The organism is Rosenbergiella nectarea (assembly GCF_900111105.1).
GTDB lineage: Bacteria > Pseudomonadota > Gammaproteobacteria > Enterobacterales > Enterobacteriaceae > Rosenbergiella > Rosenbergiella nectarea.
The window spans coordinates 114,041-137,061 of the sequence record NZ_FOGC01000001.1; the positions used below are offsets into that span (position 1 = coordinate 114,041).

Below are 23,021 nucleotides of genomic sequence, written 5' to 3' on the forward strand. Positions count from 1 at the left end.
AAGCGGGTTTTTTTGGTTAGTAATTGCGATACAAATCACTATAAAGCCGACTCTCAAACCGGACGAGGGGTACGCGTCGAGTCCGCTGGTCTTCAGGCGGCACCGCATACCCTGAAAGATATTGTACGAAGGCGATACGCGTTCCGCGTGACGTCGTTAAGAAGCCCGCCAAGTTATACACTCCCTGCAGCGATCCGGTTTTCGCGGAAAGCTTTCCATCGACCCCCGCTTCGTGCAATCCCCCACGATATTGTAAGGTGCCATCATAACCCGCTAAAGGAAGCATGCTTATAAAATCGAGGCTGCTGTCATTCTTAGCAATAAACTGTAGGGCTTGCATCATGGTGTCTGGTGTAACCAAATCGTGGCGTGACAATCCTGAACCATCAACTTGAATCGTATTTCCCATATCCACGCCCGCTTTCTCACGAAGGATACGGCGTACGGCATCCGATCCTGCGCGGAATGTACCCGGCACGTTGAAATAATGGTGGCCGATAGTTCGGAAAACGGTATCGGCGATCATATTATCTGACTTCTTCAACATCGTATGTAATAGGCTATGGAGTGGGGCGGATTGTTCGATCGCCAATACAGTACCGGGTTCACTGGGTTGCGTTTGTCGGACTAAATGGCCGCGATAGTCGATATCGGCTTTGCGTAACTCATCACGTAAAATCTCCCCAGCCCACGCGGCGCCATCTTGTACGGCGAAGGCAAGAGGCAAAGGATCATTGCGCTGACGTAGGCACCCAGTCAAGGTATAGCGATTTAATTCCCCAGGATTTACGTCAAGCTCACAATATTGCGCTTCGCCTGAGTTAGGGCCTAGCGTTTTCACCTCACTATACATATGGGCAGGATAGTAAGACGCGATACGGATAAACGCATTTTCTCCTGGCGTTTTCGCACTATAAAGGGAGATGGAGAAACAATTTTTATCGACAATAGCCGCTGCCGGTGGCGCGCTAAAGCATTGCGTTAAATCATTCCATGGCCAGCCGGGTGCCATATCGTGGCTCGCGAAGACCGAGGTATCGATGACTAAGTTACCTTGAATATGGGTAACGCCCTTTTGTTTGAGCTGTGCGACCATATTACGTAAGTCCTGACGCGTAAAAGTGGGATCGCCACCAAAGCGTGCGATTAAATCACCTTGTAAGGTATCACCGGCGATTTTTTGGTGACTTTCAAAGGTTGTCTGGAAGCGAAAATCTTTGCCAAGCTCTAACAGTGCTGCCAGTGCAGTGAACACTTTCATCGTGCTGGCAGGCAGTGCCATTTGTTTTCCGTGATAATCGACTATCGGTGTAGTATCGCCTACCCTTTGCGCCATGAACGCGAGATTGGTACCATCAGGAAGGTATTGGGTATAATCCTCGACAGGCGTTGCGGAGGCTTGAAGCGTTACCGCAAGGGTAAGTGCTGTAATAAGTCTTGAAAGTCGCATAATCTCGGCGTCGTTAACAGTGGAGTCCGCAATACTACGTCCCCTTGAGGGGCAAAGTAAACGATGATCCGGGCGGAACTCTCGGGTAAAATATGTATCAAACTGAAAAATTCACTCGTCTTGGATAGCAAACTATCTGAGGCGGGGTTGTTTTGTTTCAAATTTAAGTGCAGCTTATTCGATTAAGCTGGTATCGAATCAGGATGATTGACTGAATAACAGATTAATGAGGAGTACACAATGAGCCAGATTCCTATGACACTTCGCGGCGCAGAACAGCTGCGTGAAGAGCTTAATGAGCTTAAAAATGTTAAGCGTCCTCGTATCATCGCCTCTATCGCGGATGCGAGAGAGCACGGGGATTTAAAGGAAAATGCCGAATATCACGCTGCACGCGAAGAGCAAGGTTTTTGTGAAGGGCGTATTCAAGAGATTGAAGCAAAATTATCTAATGCGCAGATCATTGATGTGACCAAAATGGCGGCGACGGGTCGCGTCATTTTTGGGGCCACAGTGACCGTTTATAATACCCATTCGGAAGAAGAAGCAACCTATCGCATAGTGGGTGATGACGAAGCTGATTTTAAGCAAAATCTGATCTCGGTAAACTCGCCGATGGCGCGGGGATTAATTGGGAAGGAAGTCGATGATGTCACCGTCGTGAAAACACCAGGGGGTGATGTTGAATATGAAGTGATTAAGGTCGAGTACTTCTAATCATCAGAATACGACGATATGTTACTCAAGGAATGGGCTTTTCGCCATTTCGGTGCCGCAAGTCGGATTAACCGTGCTAATATATCTTAAGAAAAGAAAAAGGCTGTAAAACAGCCTTTTAACTGGAGGTAAAATAGTGATATTTTCTTCCAGAATTAACGCGGTAAAGAAATTTTCTTTTCTTTAGAAGGACGATAGAGCACCAGTGTTTTACCGATAACCTGGACTTCAGCCGCTGAAGTTTCACGAACAATTGCTGCCACAATCAAAGCTTTGGTTTCACGGTCTTCAGTCGCGATTTTTACTTTGATCAGTTCATGATGCTCTAAAGCTTGATCAAGTTCAGCGAGAACACCTTCGGTTAATCCATTGTTGCCTAACATCACGACTGGCTTCAGTGGATGAGCGAGACCTTTTAGGTGCTGTTTTTGTTTAGTACTTAGATTCATCGTATTATTTACTTACTCAGGGATTGAAAACAGGTCATTGTACCGCCATCTCTAGTATATCGCCAAATCAACGCAGCATTTTGCGTAATGATTTATCGCTGCGATACAAAAATGTTGGAAAAAGTATGACGGGAAAGAAGCGTTCAGCCAGCTCAAGCCGCTGGTTACAGGAACACTTTAGCGATAAATACGTGCAACAAGCACAAAAAAAAGGTCTACGTTCACGAGCATGGTTTAAACTGGATGAGATCCAACAAGGTGATCGTCTGTTCAAACCCGGCATGACGGTAGTCGACTTAGGTGCAGCACCGGGTGGTTGGTCACAGTATGTGGTTGAGCAGATCGGAGCAAGCGGCCGAATTATCGCATGTGATCTTTTGCCAATGGATCCAATTGTTGGTGTAGACTTTCTTCAAGGTGACTTCAGAGAAGAAGCTGTACTAAAAGCGTTGCTCGATCGTGTCGGTGACGGTAAGGTGCAGGTAGTAATGTCAGATATGGCACCAAATATGAGTGGCACTCCCGCGGTGGATATTCCTCGCGCGATGTATCTCGTAGAACTCGCACTTGAAATGTGTCGCGATGTGTTGGCACCAGGTGGTAGTTTTGTAGTAAAGGTGTTCCAGGGAGATGGTTTTGATGATTACCTACGCGAAATCCGCTCCTTATTTACGAAAGTAAAAGTTCGTAAGCCAGACGCTTCGCGTTCACGTTCTCGCGAAGTGTACATTGTAGCGACTGGGCGCAAAGTATAGCTCCCTACGCTTTCTGTTAACATCGTTGTAAATAAGAGGTTAATCCCTTGAGTGACATGGCGAAAAACCTAATTCTTTGGTTAGTCATTGCCGTTGTGCTGATGACTGTATTCCAAAGCTTTGGGCCCAGCGAGTCAAATGGCAAGAAAGTCGATTATTCAACTTTCGTGACAGAAGTGAATCAAAACCAGATTCGCGAGGCGCGTATTAATGGGCGTGAGATTAACGTAACCACTAACGATAGCAATAAATACACTACGTATATTCCTGTCAATGACCCGCAATTACTGCAAAACCTTTTATCTAAGAAGGTAAAAGTTGTTGGTGAACCACCAGAAGGTCAAAGTCTGCTGACCTCTATCTTTATTTCTTGGTTCCCAATGTTGCTGCTGATCGGCGTATGGATCTTCTTTATGCGTCAAATGCAGGGGGGCGGCGGCAAAGGTGCCATGTCTTTCGGTAAGAGCAAAGCTCGTATGTTGACGGAAGATCAGATTAAAACTACTTTTGCCGATGTCGCTGGCTGTGACGAAGCGAAAGAAGAAGTCAGCGAGCTGGTGGAATACCTCCGTGAACCTTCGCGTTTCCAAAAGCTAGGCGGAAAAATTCCTAAGGGCGTCTTGATGGTAGGCCCTCCTGGTACCGGTAAAACGCTACTGGCTAAAGCCATTGCGGGTGAAGCGAAAGTCCCATTCTTTACTATTTCCGGTTCAGACTTCGTTGAAATGTTTGTCGGTGTCGGCGCATCACGTGTCCGTGACATGTTCGAACAAGCGAAGAAGTCTGCGCCTTGTATCATCTTCATTGATGAGATTGATGCGGTTGGCCGTCAACGTGGCGCTGGGTTAGGCGGTGGTCATGATGAACGTGAGCAAACGTTGAACCAAATGCTTGTTGAGATGGATGGTTTTGAAGGTAATGAAGGGATCATCGTTATTGCGGCGACTAACCGCCCTGACGTTCTTGACCCTGCGTTGCTTCGCCCAGGCCGTTTTGACCGTCAAGTTGTCGTCGGGTTACCAGACGTCCGTGGCCGTGAGCAAATCCTGAAAGTGCATATGCGTCGCGTTCCTTTGGCGACAGATATTGATTCAGCGATCATCGCTCGTGGTACGCCAGGCTTCTCCGGTGCAGATTTAGCAAACCTCGTCAATGAAGCGGCACTGTTTGCTGCGCGTAGCAACCAACGTGTTGTCTCGATGGTTGAGTTCGAGAAGGCTAAAGACAAGATCATGATGGGTGCAGAGCGCCGTTCAATGGTCATGACGGAAGCGCAAAAAGAGTCAACGGCTTACCACGAAGCAGGACACGCGATTATTGGTCGCTTAGTACCGGAACATGATCCAGTCCATAAGGTGACAATTATCCCGCGTGGACGTGCGTTGGGGGTGACATTCTTCTTACCTGAAGGTGATGCAATCAGTGCAAGCCGTCAGAAATTAGAAAGTCAAATTTCGACGCTATACGGCGGACGTTTAGCTGAAGAGATTATCTACGGCCCAGAAAAAGTGTCTACTGGCGCTTCTAACGATATTAAAGTGGCGACTAACCTCGCACGTAATATGGTTACCCAGTGGGGCTTCTCTGAGAAGTTAGGTCCTCTGCTGTACGCGGAAGAAGAAGGTGAAGTGTTCCTAGGTCGTTCTGTAGCCAAAGCAAAACATATGTCCGACGAAACCGCGCGTATCATTGACCAAGAAATCAAACACTTGATCGATAGTAACTACCAACGCGCTCGCCAGCTGTTAAATGAGAACATCGACATCCTACATACGATGAAAGATGCTCTGATGAAGTATGAAACCATCGATGCCCCACAAATTGATGATTTGATGGCGCGTAGAGAAGTTCGTGCTCCAGCAGGTTGGACTGAACCGGCAGTGAAAGAAGAAGAGTCTGTCGCGCCGCCGCAAGCAGCTCGCCCTGTCGATGCACCAGAGAATAATGATCCAGGCAACCCAATGTAATGTCTGAATCATTCGATAAATAGTGCCAGTTCGCGCTACAATAAAGCCCCGCTAATGCGGGGCTTTTTTTTTGTACCATATCGATAGAGCGTAAAAGAGGATACCGAATGAAATTGCGCGCCAGAGGGAGTGAGTTAGATCTCTCTTTTCCCCATATCATGGGAATCTTAAATATGACCCCAGACTCCTTTTCCGATGGTGGCCGCCATAAAACGCTGATCGATGCGATTACTCATGCTAATGAAATGGTGATTGCCGGTGCAACTATCCTCGATATTGGTGGCGAATCTACTCGACCTGGTGCCGACGAAGTGTCGGTAGAAGACGAACTAGCGCGCGTTATCCCTGTAGTGGAAGCATTATCTCAACGATTCGAAGTGTGGATTTCGGTGGATACCTCTAAATCGGAGGTCATTCGTGCCGCTGCCTCAGCAGGTGCCCACTTGATCAACGATATCCGCTCATTAAATGAACCCGGTGCGCGTGAAGCCGCAGCTGAAGTTGATCTACCTGTCTGCCTAATGCATATGCAGGGCGAGCCGAAATCGATGCAGAATAGCCCGAGCTATCAGCAGATTATGACCGAAGTTGATGGCTTCTTAGCCACCGAAATCGAGCGCTGTGTGGCTACGGGAATACGTCGGGAAAATATTCTGCTCGATCCAGGTTTCGGATTTGGTAAAAATCTCCAACATAATTATGAGCTATTGGCTAATCTAGGCCATTTTCATCATTTTGATCTGCCGTTATTAGTGGGAATGTCTCGAAAGTCTATGATTGGTCAACTCCTTAATGTCGGGCCAACTCAGCGATTGAGTGGTAGTCTGGCCTGTGCAGTCATCGCCGCGATGCAGGGAGCACAAATCATTCGAGTGCATGATGTTAAAGAAAGCGTTGAAGCGATACGCGTGGTCGAAGCGACTCTTAGAGCAAAAGGATAATCCATGAGTGAACGTAAATATTTTGGTACCGATGGTATTCGCGGAAAGGTTGGCGAATCGCCGATAACGCCTGATTTTGTCTTAAAATTAGGCTGGGCTGCAGGTAAAGTGCTTGCCGGGCAAGGTTCCAAAAAAGTTATTATCGGGAAAGATACCCGTATATCGGGTTATATGCTCGAATCGGCTTTAGAAGCCGGCTTGGCCGCTGCCGGATTATCGGCTGCCTTCACGGGCCCCATGCCGACCCCAGCGATTGCCTATTTAACGCGAACATTCCGCGCTGAAGCAGGTGTGGTGATATCAGCCTCTCATAACCCATTTGATGATAATGGGATAAAATTCTTTTCGACCGAGGGTACGAAGCTCCCAGACGATGTTGAAGCTGCGATCGAAGCGGAAATTGAGAAAGAAATCACCTGTGTACCCTCTGCCGAACTGGGAAGAGCGAGCCGAATTGTTGATGCAGCAGGACGGTATATCGAATTCTGTAAGGGGACTTTTCCCAGCGAGCTTAGCTTAAATCGCTTAAAAATCGTTGTCGACTGTGCGAACGGTGCGACTTACCACATTGCGCCGGATGTCCTTCGAGAGCTTGGTGCTGAGGTGATTACGATTGGTGCCTCGCCAAATGGAATGAACATCAATAAAGAGTGCGGGGCGACCGATTTAGGTCAACTTCAAAAGCGAGTGTTAGCTGAAAAGGCCGATCTCGGTATTGCTCTCGACGGCGACGGTGATCGTATCATGATGGTTGACCATCTTGGTCAGGCGGTTGATGGCGATCAAATTCTCTATATCATCGCGCGCGAGCGTTTACGACAAGGGAATCTACGCGGTGGGGTCGTTGGCACACTGATGAGTAATATGGGGCTGGAGTTAGCGCTGAAGCAGTTAGGCATCCCCTTTGAGCGCGCGAAAGTCGGTGACCGCTATGTGTTGGAAAAACTAAAAGAACGCGGGTGGTTCGTCGGGGCCGAGAATTCTGGGCATGTTATTCTACTCGACAAAACGACTACCGGTGACGGTATTATCGCAGGTTTACAAGTGTTAACGGCGGTGGTGGGGAACAAGCTATCTCTTCACGATTTATGCAGCGGAATGAAGCTGTTGCCACAAGTCTTGGTCAATGTACGTTTCTCAGCGGACAGTGATCCGCTTCAACATCCTGATGTGTTAGCGGCGTTGCACCAGGCTGAGCAGCAACTGGCTGGCCGTGGTCGGGTTTTATTACGCAAATCTGGCACTGAACCTTTAATTCGCGTGATGGTTGAAGGGGAGAACAAAGGGGAAGTGACAGAATTGGCCCAGTCTATCGCGGAGATCGTAAAGCGTTTATAACGCGTGTTCTTATCGCGGAAAGCGGTCGATGGTCCGGTATTCCAATATGTAGAGAGGCTTTTGCCGCTTAATTTGGACAGCCTTAAATCGGGGTTGCTGCTTTTTTCCGCGATCAAAGCCAGCAACGAAAATTGCACTTGCAGAGTGCGTTACCTTTGGTTAGTATTCACATCCACTTCTGGGGAGTTCTTTCCTCACGAAGGTAGATGCGTTTTAAATGTACGATTATGTACAAGGAAACAGGTTAATTATGTACGAAGCTCTTTTAGTTATTTTCCTGCTAGTCGCTATTGCATTAATCGCTATGGTGATGTTACAGCAAGGTAAAGGCGCTGATATGGGAGCATCTTTCGGTGCAGGTGCCTCTGGAACATTATTTGGTTCAAGCGGTTCAGGTAATTTCCTGACTCGTATGACCGGTATTCTTGCTGCGCTGTTTTTCATTATTAGCCTGGTGCTTGGTAATCTAAACAGTAATAAAACACATAAAGGCAGTGAGTGGGATAATCTGAGTGCCCCAGCTAAGTCTGAGCAAACTCAACAGCCAGCGAAAACCTCTTCGCCAGCAAGTGATATCCCGCAGTAACGCCAACTGATTGCAAGTATCAGCAGTGCCGTGGTGGTGGAATTGGTAGACACGCTACCTTGAGGTGGTAGTGCCCAATAGGGCTTACGGGTTCAAGTCCCGTCCTCGGTACCAATCTTGAGAAAAAAGACGCTTAATAGCGTCTTTTTTTGTTTCTGGCCGACAGCTACTCTCCGTATTTACATTCTAAATCTGAGTGTTTACTTTTAAGGGCCGACTGCCGCAGCCCTTACTGACGCCCGTTCCCTTCATTATCCAGCGGACTTTATTTAGGTCTTACTGAGACAATTAAACATACTCCACTCACAATAAACCCAAGTCCTAACACCGCTTGCCAACTTAATAGCTGTTGTTCGCTGGGAAGAAAAAACGAGGAAGCCCATACCAAGATATAGCTGATACTGAGCAGTGGATAAGCATGGGAAAGAGAGAGATGGCGTAATGCTTGGACCCAACTGAACAACGATAAAACATAACTGATTAAACCCAGTAACAGATAGTATATTTCAACCGCGCCACTGGTAAGCCATGTGAAAGAAAACAGAGTTGAATCACCCTGCATGGCTAAGCGCAAGAGTAGTTGAGCCACAGTGACGAATACAATACTGGCTATCACCCATTGGTACTTTTTCAATATGCCCCCCCTAATAACAAGGTTCCTAAAATGATTGAAAAGATCCCTAGGTATTGTTGTTGAAGAATAGGCTCACCCCAAAGTAAGCGTGAAAGTATCGCGACCCATAAATAATTAAGACTCAACAAAGGGTAAGCAATCCCAACGGGTAAGGTTCGTAATACCTGTAGCCAGCACAGCATCGCGAGGGCTAATAGCCCTAACGCGATTAGCATCCATAAGTAAAAATTGCGACGATGTTCACTTAATGCCGCTTGTTTTTGGCATAACTGCGCGATGCCGCTTAGTAGGCTGGTTATGAGTAGTTGCCACCAGACCGTCATTGCGGAAGATACTGTATTAACATTATCCTTCCTTGCTGTATAACCTGGTCGGCAGCAGGTAAGGATTGATGAGGCTGATTATTTTCAACTTTAAGGAAAAGTGAAACTGTTCCAGCGGTACGATGCGCCGCGAGCCAAGCTGGAAAATCGGCTAATGAAACAAATTTATGCTGTGCATCAGGGTAACTGAGGCCGTAAGCCAACTCTCCACGATTTTTTAACATCATCACATCACTGCGTTTCAACTGCCAGGCAATTCCGGCGGCAATCCCGACATCGTTACTCAAAATAAATTGGCTCGATTGGAGTGCATCGATATGCTGTTGCAGAAAGAGTTGTGGTGTTTTGGTGAGTGAGATAGAGGTTGGAATGATCATCCCAAAGGTGAGCGCCACACCCAATGGACAGCAGGCGATGAGTGTCCAACAAATGCGTAAGTATTTCAGGGACAAGCAAGCACAGAGGAGCCAGACAGTAAAAGCGAGTAGAGCAATTTGGCATTTTAAAGACTCAGAATCTGTCCAAAAGGGTTTTTTGAGCAGCCCCCAAGGTGAGGCAACCATGATTGCAATAATGACTAAGCTTGCAAACAGAATATTAATCCATGCAGTGGCTCTGATACTCGCCCGCCCACTCTCAATACTTTCCTGAAGATAGCGCGCCATTAAGAGTGCCAAGGGAGCGAAACAGGGCAGTATATAGGTGAGTAGCTTCCCATTCGCTAGGCTAAAAAAGAGTAATGGCATAAGCGTCCAGGCTAAGAGATATCCGGCCTCATGGCGTCGATGCTGCCACCCATGTACTAAAGCACCGGGTAGTAGACCTAGCCAGGGTAGCGAGCCGGCAATAAGCCACGGAAAGTAATACCAGAAAGGAGCATTATGTTGGGCGTTGCTCTGAGCGAAGCGTTGAATATGCTCGACCCAAAAGAAGTAGTGCCAAAAGTCAGGTTCTCGCTGAGCAATAGTGATGGCCCAAGGCAATAACGTCAGCAAACAACCTAACATAGCGAGAAAACTATAGAGTATGACCTCGGCCCGACGCTGGGCAAACAGTAACCAAACAACAACGCTGACCCCAGGCACCGCGAGGGCAATAAATCCTTTGGTCATGACGCCTAATCCACAACAGACGCCTAATAGGGCATAGTAAAAGATTTTCTTGCTGTGGTTGGGTGCTTGGTAAGCGTGCCAACAGCTCACCATTGCGGCAACGAGGCAAAGGGAAACAATCGGGTCGAGTACGGCGTAGGTACCGATCCCGTAGACAATGAAAAACGTCAGATGGATTAATGCCGTTAAATAGGCGGCTAGGCGACTGCGCCATAAAGACCAAGCAAAGCGTGCGAGAAGCAAGCTGGTAAGTAATGTTGAGGCGATAGACCCGAACCTCACGGCAAAAGGGCTCTCACCGAACACCCATTGGCCGATATTATTTACCCAATATCCTAAAACCGGCTTCTCGAAATAACGGATATCAAGAAAATACGGTACCGCCCAGCGCCCTGTCGCCAACATTTCACGACTTATCTCGGCGTAACGTGTTTCATCAGGCTGCCAAAGTAAGCGGCCATTAATGGGTAGGATGTAATAGAGAACGACCATCGCTAAGAGGAATAGCAGTGAAGAATGACGGCGACTCATAATGTCTGATCCGTAAAGTGTTGATGGCCAACCCAGCCTTCTCGTCCTGGGATTGTCTGGCGGATAATGGATCCTATCGGCAGAGGAGCTGGTTTATGGGCGAGTAATTCACCAAGAGGGCAGAACTGAATACCTTCATCAGCAGCCATTTGTAAGAGTTGCGCGAAGGTATTTGCTGCGACAAGACCCTCCACTTCAGCGTGGATAGTGTAGACCGGATCGCCTTTAGCCTGATGAAGAGCATCAAGCAAATAGCGATTAAAGGTTTTTGCAGGGACTCGCGGTCCGACGACTTCATCCCATGTCGGTAATGTCACAGGAATTTGTACCGTTGCTAACGCGGATGAAGAAAGTTTGGGGAGAAAAATCTCCGTTCCTCGGCAATCACTGTGGTAGCGCAATCCAAACCGTTGTTGGAACTCAATAACGCGTTGATCTGCCCGCCAGCCCGGTGCGGCAGAACAATCAACGGGCCGGCCAATGATGCGAGAAAGTTCGTTTAAGCCTGTGGCGAATTGTTCACATAATTGGTCTTCACTCCACGTTTCGACCTGCGTTTGCCAAGCATAGTGATCCCAAGCGTGTAAGCCGATCTCATGATCCCTTGCTGCATCTTGAATAATCGTTTCGCACCGTCGGCCAATTTTTTTTCCCGGCCAGCAAGTTCCTGCTAAGAGAATGTCCCAACCATAGAGTGTCGCGGCGCGAGAACGGATCATTTTCACTAAAAAAGCCGGTTTGATGAGCCGCCACAGATGTCGGCCCATGTTGTCCGGACCGACACTAAAAAAGAAACTCGCGGTACAGTGATGTTGAGCCAAGTTATTAAGGAGAGAAGGTACTCCGTGTTGTGTGCCGCGGAGTGTATCGACATCGATGCGTAGTCCGACACGTTTCATCTCATTCCTCGCCTTCGCCGGTGACCACGGAGCGGAGAAAAAAGTCCAGCGTGCGTTCGATCGTTTGTGTTAAGGGAATAGAAGGTTGCCAGTCAAGATAACGTTGCGCGTTAGCAATGCTTGGCTTTCGGTGTTCAACATCTTGATAACCGTCGCCATAATATTGCCGGCTTTCAACCGCTTTAAACCCTGCAAAAGGTGGGAAATGGCGGCGTAAAGGATGTTTTTCGAAGGAGGTTAATAGCATCTGTGCCAGCTGGCGTATGCTGGCCTCATTATGTGGATTACCGATATTAATAATTTTTCTATCACACGCCTTATCTTTATTCTCAATAATCCGAAATAAGGCAGAAATTCCATCGTCGATATCCGTGAAACAGCGTTTTTGGTTTCCACCCTCGATAAGCTTTATCGGGGTTCCTTCGACCAGATTGAGAATCAATTGAGTGATGGCCCGTGAACTTCCAATACGCGCTGCATCGAGGCTATCTAGGCGAGGCCCCATCCAGTTAAAGGGTCGAAATAGTGTAAATTGCAATCCATGTTTATCACCATAAGCCCAGATCACTCTATCCAATAGCTGTTTTGAGACTGAATAGATCCAACGTTGTTTATTAATGGGTCCAACCACTAGCGGAGAATGGTTTTCGTTGAATTCCTCATCAGTACACATACCGTAGACTTCCGAGGTCGATGGGAAGATAACGCGTTTTTGATATTTGACGCAATGGCGAATAATCTTCAAGTTTTCTTCAAAATCGAGCTCAAAGACACGCAGCGGATTACGGGTATATTCAATGGGCGTCGCGATAGCGACTAAGGGTAAAATGATATCGCATTTCTTTATATGGTATTCAATCCACTCAGAGTGGATACTGATATCGCCTTCAACAAAATGGAAGCGAGGGGAGTCAAGAAAACGTTCGATTGCTTCAGAACCGATATCTAAGCCGTATACTTCATAGTGACTCTCTGCCAATAGGCGCTCTGTAAGATGATTACCAATAAAACCATTCACACCCAAAATCAGGACTTTCGTAAGCCCCTTCTTTTTTTCAGGTGGGGCAAGGTGTAAACGAGCACCCACGACTAAACCTAGATGTTCGGCTAACTGAGGGCCTTGCATATAAAGCCCTTGCGGTGTCTGACCAGTAATAATATCAAGGGCATTTTGTTGGCAGGCAATGCGAAGCGGTGAGAGGGATAGTACGGTACCGGGCGTTGATTGATGAGTCATCTGACAGACCTTAGACTGCCAAATAACAAAGGGTTGGTTTCCTGAATAACTCCATGCACCGGGCCATGGTTGCGTCACCGCTCTCACTAAATTATGCAATTCATCGGCAGAGCTGTACCAGTTAAGTCGTCCATCCTGTTTGTTTCTTCGGCGGTAATACGTCGCCAGCGACTCATCTTGTGGGGTTGAAGCTATAGTCCCTTGAATAAGGGAGGGTAAGACTTGCTGTAAAAGTGTTTGTGCCAACAAACATAATTTATGATGGAGCGTCAGGGCAGTGTCATTCTCATCAATCGGTATGCGATGTTGAGCAATGATATCTCCAGCATCAGCCCGCTCTACCATACGATGAAGTGTCATGCCTGTCTCTGTCTCACCGTTTGCTATCGCCCAATTCAGCGGGGCACAGCCTCGATATTTTGGCAGCAATGACCCGTGCAGGTTCAATGCACCGGCCGGCACACTATCGATAATCGACTTACTAATAAGTTGGCGGTAATAAAATGAAAAAATAATATCAGCGTCAATTTTTTTTATTTTTTCAACCCATAAGGGGTGGTTAACATTTTCTGGTGCATAAATTGGAATGCCTTTCTCCGCCGCTAATTTTGCTACGGAACGATAAAAGATGACTTCATCAGGTTTATCAGTATGTGTAAATATAGCTTCGATAGTTATTCCGGCTGAGAGTAAAGAAATTATCCCCGTGTAGCCGATATCGTGATAGGCAAAAACGATAGCTTTCATTAATATTATTCCTTTATTAATTAATTTTTATCCGTTGTTTCGATCCGTTGAATAAAATAGCGAGGTCGAGCCCTTACATCATGATAAATCCGGCCAATATATTCGCCGAGCAATCCCATGCCAATAAATTGCGCACCAATAAAAATAAATAATAAAGCAAAAAGAATAAATACTCCTTCGGCTGACCACTGTGGGCCCATAATAATTCTCATGGTGATCAAAAAAATAGAAAATAGGAAACCGATTAGGGCAATCACGCTACCAAATATACTCAGTAACCTGAGCGGTGTCGTCGTCATGCAAGTGACCAGATCATACATTAGATTGATAAGCCGCATTGTTGTGTACTTTGATTGGCCAAACTCTCTTTCCGCATGATTAACCGGGATATCGATGACTTTGTGAGCGAAGGTGTTCGCGAGCAGCGGGATAAAGGTGCTCCGCTCATGACAGGTCAGCATGGCATCGATGACGTGACGACGATAAGCGCGCAACATACACCCGTAATCTCCAATTTCTTGGCCCGTTGACCGTCGAATTAATTGATTAATTGCGCGTGACGCTATTTTTCGAAAAACGTTATCCTGTCGATTTATTCTAATGGTACCGACTACGTCATATCCCTCAGCCGCTTTGTTGACCAAACGGGGAATTTCTTCGGGAGGGTTTTGTAAGTCAGCGTCTAACGTAATGATCAAATCGCCTTTCGCTTGACTAAAGCCGGCCATTAGCGCGGAGTGTTGTCCATAGTTACGATTCAAGAAAACAGCACTAATCGCCTTATCTATTTTATGGACGGCATCACTTAAAATTGGGCCAGAACCATCCCGGCTACCATCATCGACCATAATAATTTCAAAGGGGTAAGCCAAGTTTTGGCACACCGTTAAGGTACGAGAGATTAGCTCGGGCAGGCATTGTTCCTCATTGAACACAGGGATAACAATCGATACAAGGGTCAGTGGTGAGTTGATTGACATGTTATTACCTCAAAATATCGTGGATTACACGGCTAACCGTTAGGATATTCTCTTCTGTCATACCGGGGAAAAGGGGGAGAGAACAGACCGTATTACTGTTCCATTCGCTATTCGGTAAGGAGAGGTGTGGGTATTTTTGGCGGTAGTAAGCGTGGGTATGTGCAGCCCGAAAGTGTAGACCACTTCCAATCCCCCGTTCATGGAGTTTACTCATAAAGGTATCGCGATCCATACCACAAAGTGACTTATCGACGCGTACGATAAAAAGATGCCACGCATGGGTATGTAGCCAGTCAGGGCGTTGTAAAGGAAGTAACGGCAGGTCGTCTAATAAGGATAAGTATTGTTCAGCAAGATGCTGTCGTTGTTGGTTAAACATTGCCAATTTTTGCATCTGTACTCGCGCAATTGCAGCATTAATATCGGGGAGATTGTACTTATATCCAGGCTGTATCACCTCCGCGTGGGGAGAGCGCCCTGGTTGTTTTCTTGAGGCACTTTCAAGTTGTAAGCCGTGAAACTTTAGGCTTTTCACACGCTGGGCAAAATCCTCATCATCGGTAACAATCATACCGCCTTCGCCGCAAGTAATATTTTTGATGGCGTGAAAAGAGAATATCGCGGTACCTTGCCTACCAATCACTTGCTGATGGTAGCAAGTGCCTAAAGCATGCGCTGCGTCCTCAATAATAGGGATCTGGTATCGTAAACCGATCTCGTAAATAGCGGGAAGGTTAACGGGGACTCCGGCAAAATGTACAGGGATAATCGCTTTTGTCCTGAGAGTCACTGCGGCTTCGATGGCTTGTGGTGTCACCATCAAGGTCTCGCGATCGACATCTATCATGACCGGCTTAGCGCCCAGCAGCTCGATCATATTGAGTGTGGATACCCAAGTAAAAGAGGGAGTAATGACTTCATCACCCTCCTTTATGCCTAGGGCTAATAAGCTGATATGCAGTGCAGCAGTGGCAGAGCTGACGGCAATAGCTTGTTTATTACCCGTAAAGTGGCGGAAGCACAGCTCCAGTTCAGTATTTTTCGGACCGGTAGTAATCCAACCTGAATCGAGAACTTCTTTAACAGCAAGTAATTCCTTTTCATCGAACGCAGGCTTAGCGAACGGTAAAAAATCACGCATAGTTCTTCCTTAGGGAGTAGAAGTGGTTATTCATACTCGCAATATATTCAGTGTGAGAGTGAATTAGCGATGATAGAGTGTTTGTTCGCATTTAAACGCTAAATAAACGACGAGAAAGTGTTAGGTAATTTTTTGTAGCAATAAAAATAATAACTTGATAATTATTATCTTTTTACTTTTCCACAGGGTTATTGGGGAAGGGAATGAAAGAAAGTGCGTTACCATAATTAATAAATTAAATTTACTATTTTTAAGTTACCTTTAGCTTGAAGTTAACTCGCTGTGAATAATAGCGGGTAGCTCCTTGTTAATATTTATATCGACACCTCAGCAATATCCTTGAATGGCTGAACAGTTAGATTTGCATTTATGCTCGTCTAGGCGTAATATTGAGATGTTTTTCGGACGCGGGGTGGAGCAGCCTGGTAGCTCGTCGGGCTCATAACCCGAAGGTCGTCGGTTCAAATCCGGCCCCCGCAACCAATACAGTATGAAAGTCGTTCTCGGACGCGGGGTGGAGCAGCCTGGTAGCTCGTCGGGCTCATAACCCGAAGGTCGTCGGTTCAAATCCGGCCCCCGCAACCATTTTCCTAGTTCTTTTTCCAAATCGACGTCGTCAGGACGACGGGTTTTAGAAAAATGTCTATCGAAAATGGCTCCTGTCCTTCGACAGGCCCATACAGGATTCTGATTAAAACCCCGATTTTTCGGGGTTTTTTATTATCAGAAAAGCGTTGTCATACTGGGCGTTAGCCCTTTTTTTATGTCTTGGGGGTGGCTTTGTCCACGTTAGAACAGAAGTTAACAGAGTTGATTACAGCGCCAGTTGAAGCACTGGGTTATGAGTTAGTGGGGATAGAGTTCGTGCGGGCTCGCACCTCTACGCTTCGTATCTATATTGATAGCGAAAATGGTATCAATGTTGACGACTGTGCCGATGTCAGTCATCAAGTTAGTGCTGTCATGGATGTAGAAGATCCCATTACTGTGGCGTATCACCTTGAAGTGTCTTCCCCGGGGCTGGATCGACCATTATTTACCGCAGCGCATTATGAACGTTTCGCTGGCCAAGATGTCAGTGTGGTATTACGTATCGCTGTACAAAATCGTCGCAAATGGCAGGGGACTATCAAATCCGTAGAAGGTGAGATGGTCACATTGTCCGTTGATGGCAAAGACGAAGTGTTTGCACTGAGCAATATTCAGAAAGCAAACATTATCCCTCGTTTTTAAACGTTCTGATTGAGGCTAACCAGGATGAATAAAGAAATTTTAGCGGTTGTTGAAGCCGTTTCGAATGAAAAAGCCCTGCCGCGTGAGAAAATTTTTGAAGCGTTAGAGAGTGCGCTGGCGACAGCGACCAAGAAAAAATATGAACAAGAAATCGAAGTTCGCGTAGAAATCGACCGTAGAAGCGGTGATTTTGATACGTTCCGCCGTTGGGTGATCGTTGATGAAGTGACGATGCCAACCCGAGAAATCACGCTGGACGCAGCACGCTTCGAAGATGAAAGTTTCCAGCTTGGTGAATATGTTGAAGATCAAATCGAATCGGTGACCTTTGACCGCATCACGACGCAAACGGCGAAACAAGTTATCGTTCAGAAAGTCCGTGAAGCAGAGCGTGCGTTAGTGGTTGACCAATTCCGCGAGCAGCAAGGCGAAATCATTACTGCTATCGTCAAGAAAGTGAATCGCGATAACATCATTCTTGACCTCGGGAACAACGCCGAAGCGGTGATCCTACGTGAAGACATGCTGCCACGTGAAAACTTCCGCGCTGGCGATAGAATTCGCGGTGTATTGTATGCAGTACGCCCAGAAGCGCGTGGCGCTCAACTTTTCGTGACACGTTCTAAACCAGAAATGCTGGTCGAGCTGTTCCGTATCGAAGTGCCAGAAATCGGTGAAGAAGTTATCGAAATCAAAGGCGCGGCCCGTGATCCAGGTTCGCGTGCGAAGATTGCGGTGAAAACCAACGATAAGCGTATCGACCCGGTTGGTGCTTGCGTAGGAATGCGCGGTGCACGCGTGCAGGCCGTTTCAAGTGAATTGGGCGGTGAACGTATTGATATCGTGCTGTGGGATGATAATCCAGCGCAGTTCGTCATCAATGCAATGGCTCCAGCGGATGTCTCTTCAATTGTTGTTGATGAAGACAACCATACCATGGATATCGCCGTTGAAGCGAGCACCTTAGCGCAAGCTATTGGTCGTAATGGCCAAAACGTCCGTTTAGCGTCTCAACTGAGTGGTTGGGATCTGAATGTGATGACGGTAGAAGATTTACAGGCTAAGCACCAAGCGGAAGCACATGCCGCTATTGCGACCTTCACCAAATATCTCGATATTGATGAAGAATTCGCCACTGTGCTAGTCGAAGAAGGGTTCTCTTCTCTCGAGGAATTGGCTTATATTCCGGTTGATGAATTGCTGGAAATTGATGGCCTTGACGAAGAGATGGTAGAAGCTTTGCGTGAACGCGCTAAGACTGCGTTGACCACCTTTGCCCAAGATTCTGCTACTGGCGGAGCCATCAAACCCCCTGCAGAAGATCTGCTGGGCTTAGAAGGCATGACTCCGGATTTAGCGAATCGTTTAGCGGCTATTGGTGTTTCCACCCTGGAAGATCTTGCGGAGCAAGGTGTTGACGATCTAGCAGATATCGAACAACTGGACGAAGAAAAAGCCGGTACGCTGATTATGGCGGCTCGTAATATCTGCTGGTTTGGCGACGACGCATAACACACAGGAAGGAAAAGCATGACTGATGTAACAGTAAAAGCGCTGGCAACACAACTGAATACTCCGGTCGATCGCTTAGTTCAGCAATTGGCTGATGCGGGTATTCGTAAATCCGATAACGATTCTGTGACGCAAGAAGAGCAAGACACCTTGCGTGCTCATCAGAAAAATACAGCGTCGAGTAAATTGACGCTTCAACGTAAAACTCGTAGTACGCTTAACGTTCCAAGCACCGGTGGAAAAAGTAAATCGGTGCAGATTGAAGTCCGCAAAAAACGTACCTATGTGAAAGAAGACGCTGAAGCGGAGCGTAAAGCTCAAGCGGAAGCGGAAGCGCAAGCACAGCGTGAAGCGGAAGAAAAAGCTAAGCAGGCAGCAGAAGAAGCGAAGCGTAAAGCGGAAGAAAAAGCTAAACGTGAGGCGGAAGAAGCCGCTAAGCGTCAGGCGGTGGAATCAAATAAAGTGACCCAACAGAATCAAACTATGAATAAAGACGCACAGTCAGAAAAAGCACGCCGCGAAGCTGAAAATGCTGAGTTGAAGCGTAAAGCCGAAGAAGAAGCGCGCCGTAAAATTGAAGCGGAAGCGCAACGTGTAGCAGAAGAAGCGCGTCGTCTTGCTGAAGAGAAAGGCGAAGAGTGGGAAAAAGCCAGTCAGAAAACCGAAGAGGATACTGACTATCACGTCACCACTTCGCAACACGCTCGCCAAGCTGAAGACGAAAATGATCGTGAAGTCGAAGGCGGTCGTGGTCGTACTCGTACGGCGAAAGCGCCTCGCGCTAAGAAAGGCAACAAGCATTCTGAAGCGAAGACTGATCGTGAAGAAGCGCGTGCAGCGGGACGCGGCGGTAAGGGTAAACAACGCGGTAAGAGTTCACTGCAGCAAGGTTTTAACAAGCCTGCGCAAGCCGTAAACCGTGATGTACAAATTGGTGAAACCATTACTGTTGCTGAACTGGCGAATAAAATGGCCGTTAAAGGCTCGCAAGTGATCAAAGTGATGATGAAAATGGGCGCAATGGCGACCATTAACCAAGTTATCGATCAAGAGACTGCACAGCTTGTGGCGGAAGAGATGGGCCACAAAGTTTTCTTACGTCGTGAGAACGAATTAGAAGAAGCGGTAATGAGTGACCGTGATACCGGCACAACGGCTGAATTAGAGCCACGTGCACCGGTGGTAACGATCATGGGTCACGTTGACCACGGTAAAACCTCGTTACTGGATTACATCCGTTCAACGCGTGTTGCCTCTGGTGAAGCCGGCGGGATCACACAGCATATCGGTGCTTACCACGTTGAAACAGATAACGGCATGGTCACTTTCTTAGATACTCCTGGACACGCCGCGTTTACCGCAATGCGTGCACGGGGTGCTCAAGCGACTGATATCGTAATCCTTGTTGTTGCGGCTGACGATGGCGTGATGCCACAAACGATCGAAGCGGTTCAGCATGCGAAAGCAGCTGGCGTTCCTGTTATCGTTGCAGTGAACAAATGTGATAAGCCAGAAGCTGATCCAGATCGTGTTAAAAACGAACTGACTCAATTCGGTATCGTGCCGGAAGAGTGGGGCGGCGAAAACATGTTCGTTAACGTCTCTGCGAAAGCGGGTACAGGGATCGATGATTTACTGCAAGCAATCTTATTACAAGCCGAAGTATTAGAACTGACGGCTAACCGTAATGGCATGGCAAGTGGTGTCGTAATCGAATCTTTCCTAGATAAAGGTCGTGGCCCGGTTGCAACCGTACTGGTTCGTGCGGGAACCTTAAACAAAGGTGACATCGTACTGTGTGGCTTCGAATACGGACGCGTTCGTGCGATGCGTGACGAGCTAGGCCGCGAAGTGATGACTGCGGGTCCTTCGATTCCTGTGGAAATCCTTGGTATGTCAGGTGTTCCGGCAGCAGGTGATGAAGCGACTGTCGTACGTGACGAGAAGAAAGCACGTGAAGTTGCGTTATATCGCCAAGGTAAATTCCGTGAAGTTAAGTTAGCTCGCCAGCAGAAATCTAAGCTGGAAAATATGTTTGCTAACATGACTGAAGGCGATGTCTCTGAGCTGAATATCGTAATGAAAGCAGACGTTCAAGGTTCTGTTGAAGCAATCAGCGATTCACTACTGAAACTGTCTACTGATGAAGTTAAAGTGAAAATCGTCGGGTCAGGTGTGGGGGGAATTACCGAAACGGATGCCACCCTAGCGGCAGCTTCTAACGCAATTTTGGTCGGATTTAACGTTCGTGCGGATGCTTCAGCGCGCCGCGTGATCGATGCCGAAAGCTTAGACCTACGTTACTACTCGGTTATCTATAACCTGATCGATGAAGTGAAAGCGGCAATGAGCGGTATGTTGGCGCCTGAGTACAAACAACAAATCATCGGTCTGGCACAAGTTCGTGATGTCTTCAAATCACCGAAATTCGGTGCGATTGCCGGTTGTATGGTGACTGAAGGGATCATCAAGCGCCACAACCCTATCCGCGTTCTGCGTGATAACATTGTTATCTACGAAGGCGAACTGGAATCCTTACGTCGTTTCAAAGATGATGTGAATGAAGTTCGTAACGGTATGGAGTGTGGTGTTGGCGTGAAGAACTACAACGATGTCCGTGCCGGTGACCAAATCGAAGTGTTTGAAATCATTGAAATCAAACGTACTATCGATTAATTGTTGGCGAAGCTAGCAGTATTTGGGAGGCCTTTGGCCTCCCGAATTGTTTGAAAGGAATAAAAAATGGCAAAAGAATTTGGACGCTCCCAGCGCGTCGCTCAAGAATTACAAAAAGAGCTGGCAGTTATCATCCAACGTGAAATTAAAGATCCACGAGTGGGTATGATGGTGACAGTATCGGGTGTTGAGGTCTCTCGTGACCTCGCCTATGCAAAAGTATTCGTGACCTTTTTAAACGACAAAGATGAAGATGCCGTGAAGCAAGGCGTAAAAGCGCTGCAAGATGCTTCGGGCTTTATCCGCACTCTACTGGGTAAAGCGATGCGTCTGCGTATCGTTCCTGAACTGACATTCTTCTACGACAACTCATTAGTTGAAGGAATGCGTATGTCGAATCTGGTGACCAGCGTCGTGAACAAAGACAACGAACGTCACGTTGATGAGAAGAGCGAGGATAAGGAGGACTAATGGGTCGTCCACGTCGTCGCGGGCGCGACATTCATGGTGTGCTGTTGCTGGATAAACCACAAGGTATGTCATCGAATGATGTCCTTCAGAAGGTCAAAAGACTCTATAACGCGAATAAAGCCGGTCACACTGGCGCCTTAGATCCTTTGGCAACTGGAATGCTACCGATTTGCTTAGGTGAAGCGACAAAATTCTCACAATATCTGCTTGATGCGGATAAGCGATATCGTGTGATTGCTCGGTTAGGGCAGCGCACCGATACCTCTGACGCCGACGGTAATATTGTTGAAGAGCGGCAGATCCAGTTTACCCAACAGCAGCTCGAGCAAGCCTTAGAACATTTTCGGGGTGATACTCAGCAAGTGCCGACGATGTTTTCTGCGTTAAAATATCAAGGGCGACCACTCTACGAATACGCGCGGCAAGGGATCACCGTGCCTCGCGAAGCCCGTCCTATCACTGTGTATGAATTACTATTTATTCGGTGGGAAGGGGATGAGTTAGAGCTGGAAATTCATTGCTCGAAAGGTACCTACATTCGTACCATCATTGATGACTTGGGTGAGCGATTGGGCTGTGGGGCGCATGTGAGTATGTTGCGTCGTCTACAGGTTGATCGTTACCCAGCGGAGAAAATGGTCACGCTGGCACAACTCCAACAGTGGGTTGCCGACGCTGACGCTGCTGGCACTTCTGCTGCTGAGCAATTGGATCCGTTACTTTTACCTATGGATACCCCTGCCGCGGCTTACCCGACGGTGAGTTTGCCGCAAGTCAGCAGTCATTGGTTTACATTAGGTCAAGCCGTTCAGGTCGCTGGTGCTCCCAGCAAGGGTCTGGTGCGTGTATACGAAATGGATACAGATAAGTTTCTCGGTATGGCGCAGATCGATGACCAAGGTCGGGTTGCTCCAAAACGCTTGGTGGTGGAATTTCCTCTCTGAGGCGTTTGCACTCTGGCCTAGCGCAGAGTAGAATGACTGCGCTAAAAGTGGGTCGCTGAATTAGAGATCGGCGGTTCGAATTCATTTAATTTTATTGGAGTATATTATGTCTCTAAGCGTAGAAGCTAAAGCTGAGATCGTTGCTAAATATGGTCGTGATGCTAACGACAGTGGTTCAACTGAAGTACAAGTTGCGCTATTAACTGCTCAAATCACTCACCTGCAAGGTCACTTCTCTGAGCACAAGAAAGATCACCACAGCCGTCGTGGTCTGCTGCGTATGGTTTCACAACGTCGTAAGCTACTGGATTACCTGAAGCGTAAAGATGTTAAGCGTTACACTGACCTAATCGCAAGCCTAGGTCTGCGTCGCTAAGT

General features: G+C 47.3%; 21 protein-coding genes and 3 tRNA genes. 15 read left to right on the top strand and 9 right to left on the bottom strand.

Annotated elements, in window-relative coordinates; all coding sequences use genetic code 11:
- Positions 1-16: 16 nt before the first annotated feature.
- Positions 17-1,450, bottom strand: a complete 1,434-nt coding sequence (gene dacB / locus BMX14_RS00560) for a serine-type D-Ala-D-Ala carboxypeptidase (RefSeq protein WP_092671219.1) — start codon at positions 1,448-1,450, stop codon at positions 17-19.
- 240 nt (positions 1,451-1,690) lie between these two features.
- On the opposite strand from dacB, the gene greA reads away from it, so the two are divergent.
- A complete protein-coding gene (greA, locus tag BMX14_RS00565) occupies positions 1,691-2,167 on the top strand; it encodes a transcription elongation factor GreA (RefSeq protein ID WP_092671222.1) in 477 nt (158 codons plus the stop codon).
- A 155-nt stretch (positions 2,168-2,322) separates the two neighbouring features.
- On the opposite strand, the gene yhbY is transcribed toward greA, so the two are convergent.
- Positions 2,323-2,616 carry a ribosome assembly RNA-binding protein YhbY gene (gene yhbY, locus BMX14_RS00570; protein WP_062812063.1) on the bottom strand — a complete coding sequence of 98 codons (294 nt, stop codon included), beginning with the start codon at positions 2,614-2,616 and terminating at the stop codon, positions 2,323-2,325.
- A 125-nt stretch (positions 2,617-2,741) separates the two neighbouring features.
- Here yhbY and rlmE point away from each other — a divergent pair, with 125 nt between their 5' ends.
- The 6 genes from rlmE (at position 2,742) to BMX14_RS00600 (ending at position 8,317) form a co-directional block, all read left to right on the top strand.
- Positions 2,742-3,371, top strand: a complete 630-nt coding sequence (gene rlmE, locus BMX14_RS00575) for a 23S rRNA (uridine(2552)-2'-O)-methyltransferase RlmE (RefSeq protein ID WP_092671225.1) — start codon at positions 2,742-2,744, stop codon at positions 3,369-3,371.
- Positions 3,372-3,427: 56 nt separating this feature from the next.
- Positions 3,428-5,338 carry an ATP-dependent zinc metalloprotease FtsH gene (ftsH, locus tag BMX14_RS00580; protein WP_092671228.1) on the top strand — a complete coding sequence of 637 codons (1,911 nt, stop codon included), beginning with the start codon at positions 3,428-3,430 and terminating at the stop codon, positions 5,336-5,338.
- 107 nt (positions 5,339-5,445) lie between these two features.
- Positions 5,446-6,279: a dihydropteroate synthase gene (gene folP, locus BMX14_RS00585; RefSeq protein WP_092671231.1), complete on the top strand. Its 834-nt coding sequence runs from the start codon at positions 5,446-5,448 to the stop codon at positions 6,277-6,279.
- Positions 6,280-6,282: 3 nt separating this feature from the next.
- A complete protein-coding gene (glmM, locus tag BMX14_RS00590) occupies positions 6,283-7,617 on the top strand; it encodes a phosphoglucosamine mutase (protein ID WP_092671234.1) in 1,335 nt (444 codons plus the stop codon).
- 250 nt (positions 7,618-7,867) lie between these two features.
- On the top strand, positions 7,868-8,203 hold the full coding sequence (gene secG, locus BMX14_RS00595) for a preprotein translocase subunit SecG (protein ID WP_092671237.1): 336 nt from the start codon (positions 7,868-7,870) through the stop codon (positions 8,201-8,203).
- 27 nt (positions 8,204-8,230) lie between these two features.
- Positions 8,231-8,317: transfer RNA gene (locus tag BMX14_RS00600), tRNA-Leu, on the top strand.
- A 151-nt stretch (positions 8,318-8,468) separates the two neighbouring features.
- Here BMX14_RS00600 and BMX14_RS00605 read toward each other — a convergent pair.
- From BMX14_RS00605 to BMX14_RS00635, 7 genes are read right to left on the bottom strand one after another with little or no spacing between them, the layout of a single operon-like run.
- Positions 8,469-8,837, bottom strand: coding sequence for a DMT family transporter (locus BMX14_RS00605; RefSeq protein WP_092671240.1), 369 nt, complete (start codon positions 8,835-8,837; stop codon positions 8,469-8,471).
- A complete protein-coding gene (locus BMX14_RS00610; protein ID WP_092671243.1) occupies positions 8,834-9,160 on the bottom strand; it encodes an EamA family transporter in 327 nt (108 codons plus the stop codon). Before BMX14_RS00610 ends, BMX14_RS00605 begins: the two co-directional genes overlap by 4 nt.
- Complete coding sequence (gene arnT, locus BMX14_RS00615; protein ID WP_092671246.1) at positions 9,157-10,803, bottom strand: lipid IV(A) 4-amino-4-deoxy-L-arabinosyltransferase; 1,647 nt, start codon at positions 10,801-10,803, stop codon at positions 9,157-9,159. The genes BMX14_RS00610 and arnT overlap by 4 nt, the downstream gene beginning before the upstream one ends.
- A complete protein-coding gene (gene arnD, locus BMX14_RS00620; RefSeq protein ID WP_092671249.1) occupies positions 10,800-11,702 on the bottom strand; it encodes a 4-deoxy-4-formamido-L-arabinose-phosphoundecaprenol deformylase in 903 nt (300 codons plus the stop codon). Before arnD ends, arnT begins: the two co-directional genes overlap by 4 nt.
- A 1-nt stretch (position 11,703) precedes the next feature.
- Positions 11,704-13,686, bottom strand: coding sequence for a bifunctional UDP-4-amino-4-deoxy-L-arabinose formyltransferase/UDP-glucuronic acid oxidase ArnA (gene arnA, locus BMX14_RS00625; protein WP_092671252.1), 1,983 nt, complete (start codon positions 13,684-13,686; stop codon positions 11,704-11,706).
- Between the two features lie 20 nt (positions 13,687-13,706).
- The gene (gene arnC / locus BMX14_RS00630; RefSeq protein ID WP_092671255.1) at positions 13,707-14,666 is read right to left on the bottom strand and encodes an undecaprenyl-phosphate 4-deoxy-4-formamido-L-arabinose transferase; all 960 of its coding nucleotides are present in this window, start codon (positions 14,664-14,666) and stop codon (positions 13,707-13,709) included.
- A gap of 4 nt (positions 14,667-14,670) precedes the next feature.
- Positions 14,671-15,807 carry an aminotransferase class I/II-fold pyridoxal phosphate-dependent enzyme gene (locus BMX14_RS00635; RefSeq protein ID WP_092671258.1) on the bottom strand — a complete coding sequence of 379 codons (1,137 nt, stop codon included), beginning with the start codon at positions 15,805-15,807 and terminating at the stop codon, positions 14,671-14,673.
- A gap of 406 nt (positions 15,808-16,213) precedes the next feature.
- Here BMX14_RS00635 and BMX14_RS00640 point away from each other — a divergent pair.
- The 8 genes from BMX14_RS00640 (at position 16,214) to rpsO (ending at position 23,019) form a co-directional block, all read left to right on the top strand.
- Positions 16,214-16,290, top strand: a tRNA-Met gene (locus BMX14_RS00640).
- A gap of 25 nt (positions 16,291-16,315) precedes the next feature.
- Positions 16,316-16,392: transfer RNA gene (locus BMX14_RS00645), tRNA-Met, on the top strand.
- Between the two features lie 195 nt (positions 16,393-16,587).
- Positions 16,588-17,040 (top strand): ribosome maturation factor RimP, encoded by a 453-nt coding sequence (gene rimP, locus BMX14_RS00650; protein WP_048911402.1) that lies wholly within the window; start codon positions 16,588-16,590, stop codon positions 17,038-17,040.
- A 24-nt stretch (positions 17,041-17,064) separates the two neighbouring features.
- The gene (gene nusA / locus BMX14_RS00655; protein ID WP_092671264.1) at positions 17,065-18,552 is read left to right on the top strand and encodes a transcription termination factor NusA; all 1,488 of its coding nucleotides are present in this window, start codon (positions 17,065-17,067) and stop codon (positions 18,550-18,552) included.
- An 18-nt stretch (positions 18,553-18,570) separates the two neighbouring features.
- Positions 18,571-21,228 carry a translation initiation factor IF-2 gene (infB, locus tag BMX14_RS00660; RefSeq protein WP_092671266.1) on the top strand — a complete coding sequence of 886 codons (2,658 nt, stop codon included), beginning with the start codon at positions 18,571-18,573 and terminating at the stop codon, positions 21,226-21,228.
- 66 nt (positions 21,229-21,294) lie between these two features.
- On the top strand, positions 21,295-21,699 hold the full coding sequence (rbfA, locus tag BMX14_RS00665) for a 30S ribosome-binding factor RbfA (protein WP_048911405.1): 405 nt from the start codon (positions 21,295-21,297) through the stop codon (positions 21,697-21,699).
- The gene (gene truB, locus BMX14_RS00670) at positions 21,699-22,643 is read left to right on the top strand and encodes a tRNA pseudouridine(55) synthase TruB (protein WP_092671269.1); all 945 of its coding nucleotides are present in this window, start codon (positions 21,699-21,701) and stop codon (positions 22,641-22,643) included. The genes rbfA and truB overlap by 1 nt, the downstream gene beginning before the upstream one ends.
- Before the next feature lie 106 nt (positions 22,644-22,749).
- Positions 22,750-23,019: a 30S ribosomal protein S15 gene (rpsO, locus tag BMX14_RS00675; RefSeq protein ID WP_048911407.1), complete on the top strand. Its 270-nt coding sequence runs from the start codon at positions 22,750-22,752 to the stop codon at positions 23,017-23,019.
- Positions 23,020-23,021: the final 2 nt, after the last annotated feature.

Excerpts from the sequence above, each read along its gene's own strand:
- dacB (WP_092671219.1), bottom strand. The coding sequence starts at position 1,450 with ATGCGACTTTCAAGACTTATTACAGCACTTACCCTTGCGGTAACGCTT.
- greA (WP_092671222.1), top strand. The coding sequence starts at position 1,691 with ATGAGCCAGATTCCTATGACACTTCGCGGCGCAGAACAGCTGCGTGAA.
- yhbY (WP_062812063.1), bottom strand. The coding sequence starts at position 2,616 with ATGAATCTAAGTACTAAACAAAAACAGCACCTAAAAGGTCTCGCTCAT.
- rlmE (WP_092671225.1), top strand. The coding sequence starts at position 2,742 with ATGACGGGAAAGAAGCGTTCAGCCAGCTCAAGCCGCTGGTTACAGGAA.
- ftsH (WP_092671228.1), top strand. The coding sequence starts at position 3,428 with ATGGCGAAAAACCTAATTCTTTGGTTAGTCATTGCCGTTGTGCTGATG.
- folP (WP_092671231.1), top strand. The coding sequence starts at position 5,446 with ATGAAATTGCGCGCCAGAGGGAGTGAGTTAGATCTCTCTTTTCCCCAT.
- glmM (WP_092671234.1), top strand. The coding sequence starts at position 6,283 with ATGAGTGAACGTAAATATTTTGGTACCGATGGTATTCGCGGAAAGGTT.
- secG (WP_092671237.1), top strand. The coding sequence starts at position 7,868 with ATGTACGAAGCTCTTTTAGTTATTTTCCTGCTAGTCGCTATTGCATTA.
- BMX14_RS00610 (WP_092671243.1), bottom strand. The coding sequence starts at position 9,160 with ATGACGGTCTGGTGGCAACTACTCATAACCAGCCTACTAAGCGGCATC.
- arnT (WP_092671246.1), bottom strand. The coding sequence starts at position 10,803 with ATGAGTCGCCGTCATTCTTCACTGCTATTCCTCTTAGCGATGGTCGTT.
- arnD (WP_092671249.1), bottom strand. The coding sequence starts at position 11,702 with ATGAAACGTGTCGGACTACGCATCGATGTCGATACACTCCGCGGCACA.
- arnA (WP_092671252.1), bottom strand. The coding sequence starts at position 13,686 with ATGAAAGCTATCGTTTTTGCCTATCACGATATCGGCTACACGGGGATA.
- arnC (WP_092671255.1), bottom strand. The coding sequence starts at position 14,666 with ATGTCAATCAACTCACCACTGACCCTTGTATCGATTGTTATCCCTGTG.
- BMX14_RS00635 (WP_092671258.1), bottom strand. The coding sequence starts at position 15,807 with ATGCGTGATTTTTTACCGTTCGCTAAGCCTGCGTTCGATGAAAAGGAA.
- nusA (WP_092671264.1), top strand. The coding sequence starts at position 17,065 with ATGAATAAAGAAATTTTAGCGGTTGTTGAAGCCGTTTCGAATGAAAAA.
- infB (WP_092671266.1), top strand. The coding sequence starts at position 18,571 with ATGACTGATGTAACAGTAAAAGCGCTGGCAACACAACTGAATACTCCG.
- rbfA (WP_048911405.1), top strand. The coding sequence starts at position 21,295 with ATGGCAAAAGAATTTGGACGCTCCCAGCGCGTCGCTCAAGAATTACAA.
- truB (WP_092671269.1), top strand. The coding sequence starts at position 21,699 with ATGGGTCGTCCACGTCGTCGCGGGCGCGACATTCATGGTGTGCTGTTG.
- rpsO (WP_048911407.1), top strand. The coding sequence starts at position 22,750 with ATGTCTCTAAGCGTAGAAGCTAAAGCTGAGATCGTTGCTAAATATGGT.